The following is a 10,802-nucleotide window of genomic DNA, read 5'->3' as shown; positions in this document are numbered from 1 at the left end:
TGTCGTTGCAGCCCGCCCTCAAACACTGCGCCGTGGCCCTTGAGCGGGTCGCCGGTGAGCGTATCGAAGCCCTTGACCTGAACACTGCCATTCCGGAGCCAGCCCGCATGCCGACCGCCACCCTGTCCCGCCTGCTTGGCCTGGACCAACTGCCGGCCCCGGTGCTGGCCGAGGAAGAGCGCCATTACCTGCAAGGCTTTTTGCTGGGCCTGGATCAGTCGCGCGCCGAAGGCGTGCCCAGCCTGCCGGCCACTGCGCCGCTGGCTGCCAACCGCCGGTTGTTCGTCGACGGCCTGCTCGCCGGGCTGTTTGCCCAGCCAGCGGCCCTGCCCGTTGCGCTGCAGGCGGCGCCGAAGCATCAGGTGCTGTGGGCCTCGCAGACCGGCAATGGCGAGCTGCTGGCCGAACGCTGTGCCGAGCGCCTGCGCGCAGCCGGCCTGGACGTGCAGCTCAGCTGCATGGAGGCGGTCAGCCCGAGCCAGCTGCAGGGGGTGCCCAGTGTGGTGTTGATCGCCAGCACCTTTGGCGATGGCGAGGCGCCCGACAGCGCGGCGGCTTTCTGGCAGGCCTTGCAGGGCGAGGAAGGCGCCCACTGCGCCGAGTTGCCCTATGCCGTGCTGGCCCTGGGCGACTCCAGCTACGACCAGTTCTGCGGCTTTGGCCGCAAGCTCGACCAGCGCCTGGCCGAGCTGGGTGGGCGGCGCCTGTTGCAACGGGTGGACTGCGAGCCGGACTTCGACGACACCTTCGCCGACTGGCTCGAGGCCCTGCTGCCCACGCTGGGGCGTGCAAGCACAGCGCAAGCGCTCAGTGAACCGGCCACTGTGGCCACCTACAGCAAGCAGCAGCCGTGGGTCGCCAGCGTGCTGGAAAACCGCCTGCTCAATGGCCCAGGCGCCAGCAAGGAAACCCGCCAGCTGGTCTTCGACCTCAGTGGCAGCGGCTTCAGCTATGCGGCCGGTGATGCCTTGGGGGTGTGGCCGCGTAACTGCCCGGCCCTGGTCGACGAACTGCTGGCGCTGATGCAGCTTGACGGCCAGGTCTTGGTCGAGCTCAACGGTAAGCCTGCCATGCCTCTGGCCGAAGCGCTGCAAACGCATCTGGAAATCGCCAAGGTCACTGCGCAGCAACTGCAGGCCTTTGCCGTCAATGCGCCCGATCTGCAGCGCCTGCTGCAGCCCGCGTGCAAAAGCGAATTGCAGGACTGGCTGTGGGGCCGGCAACTGGTCGATGTACTGCGCGCTTTCCCCCAGCAGCTGCCGCTGGCCAGCTGGCTGGCGCTGCTCAAGCCGTTGCAGCCACGCCTTTACTCGATCAGCTCCAGCCCGCTGGCGCACCCGGGCCAGGTACACCTGACCGTGTCGACGGTTCGTTATGGCGAGCGCAAAGGGGTGTGCTCGAGCTTTCTCGCCGACCGTGCGCAGGCGTTGCGGGTGGCGATCTTCCCCCAGGTGTCGAAGCACTTCCGTCTGCCTGAGGACGATAGCCTGCCAGTGATCATGGTCGGCCCTGGCACTGGCATCGCGCCATTTCGCGCCTTTCTCGAAGAGCGTCAGGCCCGTGGGGCAAACGGCGGCAACTGGCTGTTCTTCGGCGAGCAGTACGCGGCTACCGATTTCTATTACCAGGACCAGCTGCAAGCCTGGCAGGCAGCCGGCCACCTGCGCCTGGACACGGCGTTCTCGCGGGACCAGGCGCAGAAGGTCTATGTGCAGCAGCGCATGCTGGAGCAGGGCGCCGAGTTGTGGCGCTGGCTGCAGGCGGGGGCGTACTTCTATGTGTGTGGTGATGCCCAGCGCATGGCCAAGGATGTGGATGCGGCATTGCGTGCCGTGGTGGCCGAGCATGGCGGGATGGATGCGGCGCAGGCGGCTGCCTATGTCGAAGGTTTGAGCAAGGCCAGGCGTTATCGGCGGGATGTGTACTGAGTGCACCGGGATGGGGTGATGTGCACTGTGAATGTGCATGCCTGTGCCGGCCTCTTCGCGGGTGAGCCCGCTCCCACAGGTACTGTGCAAGCCTGAGAGCCTGTGGAGCCCCCGTGGGAGGGGGGCACCCGCGAAGAGGCCGGCACAGGCAAGGCAATTGGCACAGTCCCTGCTTTATCTCCACTACAACAAGCCCCGCTGATCAACGGCGATCAACCCGGCGGCACACCGTGATGAATACAGGCAAAGGCGCCTGGAGCTTCGGCTCCAGGCGCTTTTTTTTTGATCGAGGATCGGCTTATGAAGGCAACAGCGAGCAGCGCGCAACAACAGCGACTGGTCATCGTCGGCAACGGCATGGTCGGCCACCATTGCGTCGAGCAACTGGTCAGCCGTGGCGCCCTGCAGCGCTTCGAGGTGCGGGTGTTTGGTGAAGAACGCCAGCGCGCCTACGACCGCGTGCACCTGTCCGAGTACTTTGCTGGCAGCTGTGCCGAAACCCTGGCCCTGTGCGAGCACGATTTCTACAACACTAACGGCGTTCACCTGCACCTGGGCGAAGCCGTGCTGGAAATCGACCGCGAGCGTTGCGAGGTGATCACCAGCGAGGGCCGTTACGGCTACGACCACCTGGTGCTGGCCACTGGTTCATACCCCTTCGTACCGCCGATCGAAGGCTCCAGCGGCCATGCCCGCCTGGTCTACCGCAGCCTTGACGACCTTGATGCCATTCGCGCTGCTGCCGCCGATGCCCGCCGTGGCGTGGTGGTCGGTGGTGGCCTGCTTGGCCTGGAGGCCGCCAACGCCCTGAAGTCGCTGGGCCTGGAAGCCCATGTGGTGGAGTTCGCGCCCCGGCTGATGCCGGTGCAACTGGACGGCGAAGGCGGTGCCGCGCTCAAGGCGCAGATCGAAGCGCTGGGCGTGGGTGTGCACCTGTCGCGCGCCACCCAGTCGATCAGTGCCGGTGAGGCCTACCGCTATCGCATGAACTTCGATGGCGGCGAGCACCTGGAAACCGACCTGATCGTGTTCTCCGCCGGCATTCGCCCGCAAGATGCCCTGGGCCGTGCCTGCGGCCTGGACATCGCCGCGCGGGGCGGCGTGGTAATCGACGACCACTGCCGCAGCAGCGACCCGCGCATCTTCGCCATTGGCGAGTGCGCCTCGTGGAACGGCAGCGTGTTCGGCCTGGTCGCCCCGGGCTACAGCATGGCGCGCAACCTGGCAGCGTTGATGATGGATGAGGCGGCGGTGGCATTCAGCGGTGCCGATATGTCGACCAAGCTCAAGCTGCTGGGCGTGGATGTCGGCTCGATCGGCGACGCCCACGGCGCCACGCCGGGCGCACGCAGCTACCGCTTCATCGACGAAGCCAACAGCGCCTATCGGCGGCTGGTGGTGGATGCCAGCGGCAAGCGGGTACTGGGTGCGGTGCTGGTCGGCGACAACAGTTACTACGACACCCTGCTGCAGTACGCCCAGAACGCTATCGCCCTGCCGGCCGACCCGGCAGCGTTGATCCTGCCGCAAGGCGGTGGCGCGCCGGCCCTGGGCGCCGATGCGTTGCCCGACAGCGCGACCATCTGCTCCTGCCACAACGTCAGCAAGGCCGCGGTGTGCGCCGCCATCGACAGCGGTTGCAGCGACCTCGCTGCGGTCAAGGGCTGCACCAAGGCCGCGACCGGCTGCGGGGGTTGCGCGGCCCTGCTCAAGCAAGTCTTCGAACACGAGCTGACTGCCCGTGGCGTGGCGGTGGACAAGAGCCTGTGCGAGCACTTCGCCTACACCCGTCAGGAGCTGTATGGCCTGGTGCGGGTGGAGGGCATCCGTACCTTCAACCAACTGCTCGAACGCCATGGCAAAGGCCACACTGGCTGTGACATCTGCAAGCCGGCAGCGGGCAACATCCTCGCCTCGTGCTGGAACCAGCCGATCATGGACCCGGCGCTGGTGCCGCTGCAGGACACCAACGACACCTTCATGGCCAACATGCAGAAGAACGGCACCTACTCGGTGGTGCCGCGTATTCCGGGAGGTGAAATCACCCCCGACAAGCTCATCGTCATCGGCCAGGTGGCGAAAAAGTACGACCTGTACACCAAGATCACCGGCGGCCAGCGCATCGACCTGTTCGGCGCCCAGTTGCACGAGTTGCCGCTGATCTGGGGCGAGCTGATCGAAGCCGGTTTCGAGACCGGCCACGCTTATGGCAAGTCGACCCGCACGGTGAAGTCGTGCGTGGGCAGCACCTGGTGCCGCTACGGCGTGCAGGACAGTGTCGCCATGGCCCTGCGCCTGGAAGACCGCTACAAGGGCCTGCGCAGCCCGCACAAGCTCAAGTTCGCGGTATCTGGCTGCACCCGCGAATGTGCCGAGGCGCAGAGCAAGGACATCGGCGTGATCGCCACCGACAAGGGCTGGAACCTCTACGTGTGTGGCAATGGCGGCATGCGCCCGCGGCATGCCGAACTGTTCGCTACCGACCTCGACGACGAGACCCTGGTGCGGTTGATCGACCGCGTGCTGATGTTCTACATCCGCACCGCCGACAAGCTGCAGCGCACGTCGGTGTGGCGCGAGAACCTGGAGGGCGGGCTGGACTACCTGAAGCAGGTGGTCCTCGACGACAGCCTGGGCCTGGCCCACGAGCTGGAGGCGCAGATGCAGCATGTGGTCGAGCAGTATGAATGCGAATGGGCCAACGCCCTCAACGACCCGGAAAAGCTCAAGCGCTTCCGCACCTTCGTCAACGACCATCGCGCCGACCCGGACGTACATTTCGTGCGCGAACGTGAACAACGCCGACCGGCGGCGCCGTTGCACCTGATCCCTACTGTCGAGGAGGCTGTCTGATGAATCTGTCCAATGCTGCTGTGAAAACCCGCGAAAACTGGCAGGCGGTATGCCGGGCGCAAGACCTGGTGGCCGATTCTGGCGTGGTGGTGTGGCTCGACGGTGCCCAGGTCGCGCTGTTCTATCTTCCTGGGCAAGCCCAAACCCTGTACGCGGTGGACAACCGCGACCCACGCTCCGGCGCCAACATCATCGGCCGCGGGCTGGTCGGTAGCGTGCAAGGGGAACTGGTTGTGGCCGCGCCGTTGTACAAGCAGCGCTTCAGCTTGCAGAGCGGGGCATGCCTGGATGATGGGGGCCAGCGGTTGCGGGTGTGGCCGGTGCGGTTGAAGGGTGAGTGGGTGGAATTGGCGGTAGCCTGATCATGGTGCATTGCCCGTGCCGGCCCTTTCGCGGGTAAACCCGCTCCTGACAGATCGCGTCCCGTTGCAGGAGCAGGTTTACCCGCGAAGAGGCCGGGACAGGTGGCCTAGATCACCAGCCCTTGAGGTTTATGCCCGGCAAACACATCCACCAGGCTGGCCACCACCATCTCGCCCATGCGCGTGCGGGTCTGCACCGTGGCACTGGCGCGATGCGGCTGCAGCACCACATCCTCACGCTCGAACAACGCCTCGGGCGCTCGCGGTTCATCGGCAAACACATCCAGCCCCGCCCCCGCGATCTCGCCGGCCTGCAACGCAGCGGTCAAGGCGGGCTCATCCACCAGCTTGCCGCGCGCGATGTTGATCAGGTAACCCTCGCTGCCCAAGGCCCGCAGCACGTCGCGATTGATCAGCGCCTCACCCTTGTCGGCCGCCGCTGCAAGGATCAGCGCATCGCTGTCCTTGGCCAGCTGCAGCAGGTCGGCCTCGAAGCCGTAAGGCACATCCAGCGCCTGCAGGTCGGTGTAGCGAATCGGGCAACCGAACGCGGCCGCCCGCTGCGCCACCGCGCGGCCGACCCGGCCCATGCCGACGATGCCCACGCGCATGCCCGACACTTGACGGGCCAGCGGCAACGGCGCCAGCGGCGTGGGACTGGTGGCCCAATGGCCGGCGCGCACGAAACGGTCACCGGTGCAGATACCCCGGCACAAACCGATCAGCATGCCGATGGCGAGATCGGCGACGTCTTCGGTTAGGGCACCGATGGTCGCTGTCACCTGGATGCCGCGGTCGCGGGCGTAGGCCAGGTCGATCGCGTCGGTGCCGACACCGTTGACCGCAATCACTTCCAGATTGGGCAGGCGCGCCATCAGCGCCTGGCTGATACCAGTGTGGCCGCCGGTGATCACGCCGCGAATATTGTCGGCATGCTGGCTGACATAGGCCTCCTTGTCGGCCTGTTCGTAGTAGCGGTGTACGGTGAACAACTGTTCAAGGCGCTCACGGATCTGCGGGATGAGGATCGGGCTAAGTTGCAGGACTTCTGGTTTCATCGGTCACTCCATCAGGAACAGGGCTCATCGAAAACAAGGTTCAGCCACGGCCAACGAATGGCATGTTGCTGGCCATCACGGTCATGTTCAGTACGTTGGCGTCCAGCGGCAGCGCGGCGATGTAGCGCACCGCGTCGGCCACATGGCGCACGTCGAGCATCGGCTCGGCGGCGATCTCGCCATTGGCCTGGCGCACACCACGGGTCATGCGTTCGGACAGCTCGGTCAGGGCGTTGCCGATGTCCACCTGGCTACAGACGATGTTGTAAGGCCGGCCATCCAGCGCCAGTGCCTTGGTCAGGCCCAGCACCGCATGCTTGCTGGCGGTGTAGGGCGCGGTGAACGGGCGCGGGGTATGCGCCGAGATCGAGCCGTTGTTGATGATCCGCCCGCCTTGCGGCTGCTGGCGGCGCATCAGGCCGAAGGCCGCACGGGCACAGAGGAACACCCCGTCGACGTTGGTGGCGATGACGTTGCGCCAGTTTTCCAGCGGTAGCTCGTCGACCGGTACGGCGGGGGCGTTGATGCCGGCATTGTTGAAGATCACGTCCAGGCGGCCATGTACCTCCTCGATGGTGGCGAACAGCTGCGCGACGCTCTGTTCATCGCGCACGTCAGTGGGTACAGCCATGGCTTCACCGCCCGCTGCCTGCGCGTGTTCGACGACTGCTTGCAGCGGTTCGCGGCGGCGCCCGGCGAGGACCAGGCTGAAGCCGTCTTCCAGCAAGGCGAGGGCGACCGCGCGGCCGATGCCGCTGCTGGCGCCGGTGACCAAAGCGATTTTCTTGTTCTGCTTCATTTCGTCACTCCAGGGGAATCAGGCAGCGTTGGCGGCTTGCCCGACAGGGCGGGGGCCGACGCGCAGGTGCAGTTCGCCGATACCGTCGATGCCGGCATGGATCGTGTCGCCCGGGTTCAGCGGCGCCACGCCGGGCGGGCTGCCGGTCATGATCAGGTCGCCCGGGCGTAGCGGCAGCTGGCGGGACAGCCGGCTGATGACTTCGGCCAACGCCCAGGTCTGCTGACTGAGGTGCGCGCGCTGGCGCTCCTGGCCATTGACCTGCAGCCACAGCGCCGCATTCAGCGGCCAGGCGCATTCGCTGGCGGGGACGATGGCGGTCATGGGTGCCGATGCCTCGAACACTTTGGCCGCTTCCCATGGCAGGCCCTCGGCCTTGGCCTTGCGCTGGTGATCGCGACGGGTCATGTCCAGGCCGGCGGCAAAGCCGAACACGTGTTCCAGGGCATGTTCCGGGGCAATGTTGGCACCGCCCTTGGCGATGGCCGCGACCAGCTCGATTTCGTGGCAGAACTCGTCGGTCTGCGGCGGGAAGGGCAGCTCTCCCGCTGCCTCGACCACATTGCTTGCCGGTTTCATGAAGAACACCGGCTCCTGTGGCGCCGGGCCGTAGGTTTCCGGCCATGGGTAGTTGCGGCCCAGGCAGAACACCCGGCCGACCGGAAAGCGCGCATCGCTGCCGCGGATCGGCAGGCTGACGATGGCCGGCGGGTTGAACAGGTAAGTCATGGGTGGATCCTCCGTTCTGGAGTGGCCAGCGTATGTCACAGGCTGGCCGGCAAAGTTGGACGAAAGCGGGGTTGGGTTGGACTATCCAAGTAACCTGTGCTGGCCTCTTCGCGGGTAAGGTGCTCCTGCAGGGGGACGGTGTGCCCTCGGGGTTGACGCTACCCCTGCAGGAGCGGCTTTAGCCGCGAAGAAGCCAGTACAGCCACAACACCTCAGGCTCAGTCAGCCGTCTTCAGCTCAATGCGATACAGCTTCCCAAGCAGCAGCGAATACGAAAGCGTCCCCATCAACGCCACCCCGCCAATGAACCAGAACGCCATGGCGAACGAACCGCTGGCATGCACGATCGCGCCAATCACGATCGGCGTGACGATGCCGCCAATGTTCGCGGCCAGGCTGGTAACCCCGCCGGTCAGGCCGATAAGCTCCTTGGGGGCCACTTCCGACACCGCCGCCCATGACGACGAAGCGATACCTTGGGCGAAGAACGCCAGGGTGAGGACGGCGATGCACAGCACGTTCGAGTCGGTGAAGTTCACCAGCACGATCGACATGCCCAGCATCGAGCCCACCACCAGCGGCAGCTTGCGGGCGAACGACAGCGAGTAGCCCTTGCGGATCAGAAGGTCGGAGACGATGCCCGCCAGCAGGATGCCGACCGTGGCCCCGATGAATGGCATGACCGCGAAGATGCCGACCTTGATCAACGTCAGCTGGCGCTCTTCGATCAGGTAGGTGGGGAACCAGGTGAGGAAGAAGTACAGCGCCGAGGTGCTGGCGAACTTGCCCAGGCAGATCGCCCACACCTGGCGGTAGCGGAACAGCTCGGCCACTTGGCGCCAGTCGAAACGGGTGCGTTCCTGGCTGCTCTTGATCAGGCCGCCGCCGTTCTCGATGTAGGCCAGCTCTTCCTTGCTGACCTTCTTGCAGTTCAGCGGGTCGCGGTACAGGAACAGCCACACCACGCCAAACACGATGCCGACCAGGCCGGTGCTGTAGAACACATGCCGCCAGTCGTAGGTCGTCGCGAGCCATAGCAGGGCGCCGGTGAACAGCGCAGTGCCCAGGTACTGGCCGCACACGTAGATGCTGCTGGCCATGCCGCGCTCGCGGGCGGGGAACCACACGGTGACGGCGCGGCTGTTGGCCGGGAAGGCCGGGGCTTCCATGGCGCCGACCGCCAGGCGCAGGCCGAACAGCGAGGCAAAGCCGCTGGCCAGGCCCTGGGCCACGGTCACCGCCGACCAGCTGATCAGCGACACGCCGTAGGTCAGGCGCGAGCCGAAGCGGTCGGCGATGAAGCCTGCCGGCACCAGGGCCAGGGCGTAGGTCCAGGCGAAGGCGGAGAAGATCAGGCCCATCTCGACCTTGTCCAGGCCCAAGTCCTTGGCCATGAACGGCGCGGCGATGGAAATGTTCACCCGGTCGACGTAGTTGATGATGGTCGCCACCAGCAGCAGCGACAGCATGAACCAGCGGCGGCGGGTGGGCAGGCGCTGGGCAGGGGCCGCGTCCAGCGCGTACGACGACGCGGCGCGGGGGGTAGGCGTGCTCGACATGAGTCGACCTCGTTTGTTGTTGTTGATAGAGGTTGGGCTGCAGTCCCTTTACTAAGGTGGTCGTACGACTTGTTGAATGCAACGTTGGTTTTAGACCGTTTTTTTCACTAAAGGCGGGGGAGGGCTGAACTGTCCAAAAAAATCGGAAGGCGGGGTTTTGATTGTTTTTTCTGCTGGGTGTCGCATTTTTAGAGGGCTGTGGGGGTTCAAGGTTGCGCGGTTTTTTGCAGACAGGTTTAATTTGAAAAGCTTGGACATCGTACAACTTGCCTTGCCTCGTCGGGCCTCTTCGCGGGTGAACCCGCTCCCACAGAGTCAGCACATGATTTGGGAGCTGCGCTGTACCTGTGGGAGCGGGTTTACCCGCGAAGAGGCCCGCACAGGCAACTTTTTACCTAGAACCTGGAGCCAGCCCAATGCCCCCAAAGCGCGAGGTCCCGACCTACGTCATGCAGCAGCGCAGCGAGCTGATGGACTTCTACATCCGCGACCAGCGCGGGCGCCCCGCCGAAACCTCGCCGCATCGCCACGAGTACTTCCAGATCCAGGTCAACTTCGGCGGTGACACGGTGCAACACATCGGCAGCGTGCAGCGCCCCTTCAAGCGCAACACCCTGGCCTTCATCCTGCCGCACCGGGTGCATGTGATTCCGCACCCGCTCGACAGTGACTTTGTGGTGATCAACTTCTCCCAGACGTTCCTGCTGCCGCACCTGGCCTGTGACCCGATGGATCTGGAAGAGGTGTCGATCCTGCAGGCGCCGGAGCTGTCACCGTTCCGCTTTCAGGAGCATCTCGACTTTTGCCTGGGCGAGGCCGACTTTGCCGAGCTGCGGCAAGTTCTCGACCGCATGCGTGCACTGGATGCCAACCGCCGCTTCGGCACCCGCGAAATCCTCAAGGGCCTGTTGCTGCAACTGATCGGCCAGGTCTGTGGCCTGTATGCCGAGCCGCTGCGTGAACTGGCCGACAGCAATGCAGCGCAGCTCAGCCGCCGCGCTGCGCTGGGCCGCATGAGCGAATACCTGCGCCGGCATATCGACGACCCCGACCTGAACCTGCAGAAGGTCGCCGCCGCCACCTACCTGTCGCCCACCTACCTGACCCACTGGTTGCGCAAGGAAATCGGCAAGACCTTCAGCGAGCTGGTGCTGGAGCGGCGCATGCACGCCGCACGCAACTACCTGCTCAACGGCAGCCGCCCGGTGGGCGAGGTGGCACGGCTGTGTGGCTTTGCCGACGAAGCCTACTTTTCCCGACGTTTCCGCCAGATCCACGGCCTGCCACCCGGGCAGTTCCGCCGCCAGCAGCGCGACCCGGATACGCCGCAGGTGGCGATGCGGTAAGCTTGCCAGCATGAACCTCGACACCCGCATCAAGTACCGCCACCTGCTGTGCTTCCTGGAGATTGCCCGGCAGGGCAGCCTGGCCAGGGCGGCCGACAGCCTGGCAATCAGCCAGCCGGCCATCTCGAAAACCCTCAAGGAGCTCGAAGCGCTGCTGGAAACGCGACT

Annotated in this window: 9 protein-coding genes; 5 read left to right on the top strand and 4 right to left on the bottom strand. The window is 65.4% G+C overall.

Features of this window, described 5'->3' with window-relative positions; all coding sequences use genetic code 11:
* The 3 genes from HP546_RS18715 to nirD form a co-directional block, all read left to right on the top strand.
* On the top strand, positions 1–1,928 hold a 1,928-nt coding region (locus tag HP546_RS18715), incomplete at its 5' end, for a sulfite reductase flavoprotein subunit alpha (RefSeq protein WP_172228221.1).
* 300 nt (positions 1,929–2,228) lie between these two features.
* Positions 2,229–4,781: a nitrite reductase large subunit NirB gene (gene nirB, locus HP546_RS18710; protein ID WP_172228219.1), complete on the top strand. Its 2,553-nt coding sequence runs from the start codon at positions 2,229–2,231 to the stop codon at positions 4,779–4,781.
* The gene (nirD, locus tag HP546_RS18705) at positions 4,781–5,143 is read left to right on the top strand and encodes a nitrite reductase small subunit NirD (protein WP_172228217.1); all 363 of its coding nucleotides are present in this window, start codon (positions 4,781–4,783) and stop codon (positions 5,141–5,143) included. The genes nirB and nirD overlap by 1 nt, the downstream gene beginning before the upstream one ends.
* A gap of 107 nt (positions 5,144–5,250) precedes the next feature.
* Here nirD and HP546_RS18700 read toward each other — a convergent pair whose 3' ends face one another.
* From HP546_RS18700 to HP546_RS18685, 4 genes are all read right to left on the bottom strand, one after another.
* Positions 5,251–6,201 carry a 2-hydroxyacid dehydrogenase gene (locus HP546_RS18700; protein WP_172228215.1) on the bottom strand — a complete coding sequence of 317 codons (951 nt, stop codon included), beginning with the start codon at positions 6,199–6,201 and terminating at the stop codon, positions 5,251–5,253.
* A gap of 40 nt (positions 6,202–6,241) precedes the next feature.
* On the bottom strand, positions 6,242–7,000 hold the full coding sequence (locus tag HP546_RS18695) for an SDR family oxidoreductase (RefSeq protein ID WP_172228213.1): 759 nt from the start codon (positions 6,998–7,000) through the stop codon (positions 6,242–6,244).
* Positions 7,001–7,018: 18 nt separating this feature from the next.
* Positions 7,019–7,729: a fumarylacetoacetate hydrolase family protein gene (locus tag HP546_RS18690; protein WP_172228211.1), complete on the bottom strand. Its 711-nt coding sequence runs from the start codon at positions 7,727–7,729 to the stop codon at positions 7,019–7,021.
* Positions 7,730–7,947: 218 nt separating this feature from the next.
* Positions 7,948–9,288, bottom strand: a complete 1,341-nt coding sequence (locus HP546_RS18685; protein ID WP_172228209.1) for an MFS transporter — start codon at positions 9,286–9,288, stop codon at positions 7,948–7,950.
* A gap of 416 nt (positions 9,289–9,704) precedes the next feature.
* Here HP546_RS18685 and HP546_RS18680 point away from each other — a divergent pair, with 416 nt between their 5' ends.
* Both HP546_RS18680 and HP546_RS18675 read left to right on the top strand, forming a co-directional pair.
* The gene (locus tag HP546_RS18680; protein WP_172228207.1) at positions 9,705–10,634 is read left to right on the top strand and encodes an AraC family transcriptional regulator; all 930 of its coding nucleotides are present in this window, start codon (positions 9,705–9,707) and stop codon (positions 10,632–10,634) included.
* 10 nt (positions 10,635–10,644) lie between these two features.
* Positions 10,645–10,802 (top strand): LysR family transcriptional regulator (locus HP546_RS18675; RefSeq protein WP_172228205.1); only part of this gene is annotated, 158 nt, incomplete at its 3' end.

This window comes from Pseudomonas sp. CM25, assembly GCF_013179705.1.
In the GTDB taxonomy this organism is placed as follows: domain Bacteria; phylum Pseudomonadota; class Gammaproteobacteria; order Pseudomonadales; family Pseudomonadaceae; genus Aquipseudomonas.
Note: the sequence above shows the minus strand (reverse complement) of the source record. Positions and strands in the feature narration are given on the sequence as shown.